Genomic DNA, 1,352 nt, shown 5'->3' with positions numbered 1-1,352 from the left:
TGAGCAGAGCTCGGGTATCGAGCAGGTGAACCAGGCGGTGGCGCAGATGGACGAGGTCACGCAGCAGAACGCGGCGCTGGTGGAAGAGGCCGCGGCCGCCGCAGGCTCGCTGGAAGAGCAGGCGATGCGGTTGCGCGATGCCATTGCCACCTTCCGCGTCAACATGCAGGCCGAGGTGCGGCCGCAGCGCCAGCCCGCGCATGCGCGCGGCGATGCCGTCCGGCCGCTGGCAAGGGCCTAGTTCAAAGGTCCAGGCCAGGCCGAATCAGAAAGCGAAGGCAGGCGCGGAGCACCGCCCTGCGTGCGTACAAGACGGGTGCGGCATGCCGCGCCCGAGGCTTCAGTTACAAGGGGGAGTTGCTATGCATTGGTTCAATCAATTGCGCGTCACGACCAGGCTGGTTGCCGGGTTCCTGGTCGTTGCCGTGATCGGCGCCGTGATGGGGCTGCTGGGCGTCGTCAACATGGGGCGCATGGCGGAGTGGACCGGCAAGATCTACAACGGTGACCTGCAGGCGCTGAAGGCCGTCCAGGACGCCAACATCAACCTGGTCTATGCCAGCCGCGCACAGATCGGGCTGCTGTCGGCATCGACCATGGGCGAGCGTTCGGCCGAGAAGGACCAGATCGTGAAGTCCCTCGGCACGATGGACGAGCGCATCCGCCAGGTTGCGGGCGCGTTCGAGACGCCGGAGGGCAAGGCCCTGGTCAAGCAGTACCAGGACCTGTCGCCGGCCTTCCGTGCGCGCATGGACAAGTATGTCGAGCTGGTCGGCAAGCAGCCGCTGGATACCTCGCAGTTTGAAAGCCAGGTGTTCTCCGAGAGCGCCGACCTGATCAAGGACAGCCATGCGCTGGAAGCGGTGATGTTCCAGATGGTCAAGCGCCGCGACGACCGTGCCCGCATCAACATGGAAGAAGCGCGCAGCGTCTACCATGCATCGCGCCTGTGGATGCTGGGCCTGGTGCTGGGCGGGCTGGCGTTGTCGGTGCTGCTGGGCGTGTTGCTGGCGCGCGCGCTGTCGCGCCAGCTGGGCGGCGAGCCGGGCTATGCGGCGGCGATCGCCGCGCGTATTGCCGAAGGCGATTTCTCGTCGCCGGTGAAGACGCGCGCGGGCGACAAGAGCAGCCTGGTCTTTGCGATGCAGCAGATGCAGCAGCAGCTGTCGCGCATGGTGCGCGATTTCAAGGCGTCGGCCGAATCGATCGGCAGCGCTTCGCGTGAAATTGCCGCGGGCAATAACGACCTGTCGCAACGGACCGAGCAGCAGGCGGCGTCGCTGGAGCAGACCGCTTCGAGCATGGAAGAGCTGACCAGCACGGTGCGCCAGAACGCGGACAACGCGCGCCAG

1 protein-coding gene and 1 pseudogene are annotated in these 1,352 nt (G+C 66.3%); both read left to right on the top strand.

Features of this window, described 5'->3' with window-relative positions:
- Positions 1–241: pseudogene (locus DN412_RS42830) on the top strand (chemotaxis protein); the annotation flags it as partial.
- A 121-nt stretch (positions 242–362) separates the two neighbouring features.
- The coding region (locus DN412_RS42825) for an MCP four helix bundle domain-containing protein (protein WP_208647780.1) at positions 363–1,352 on the top strand (990 nt) is incomplete at its 3' end.

The sequence above is a fragment of the Cupriavidus lacunae genome, from assembly GCF_003353055.1.
Taxonomy (GTDB): Bacteria; Pseudomonadota; Gammaproteobacteria; order Burkholderiales; family Burkholderiaceae; genus Cupriavidus; species Cupriavidus lacunae.
The sequence above is the reverse complement of the archived record's forward strand: the minus strand, read 5'-3'. Positions and strand labels throughout refer to the sequence as shown.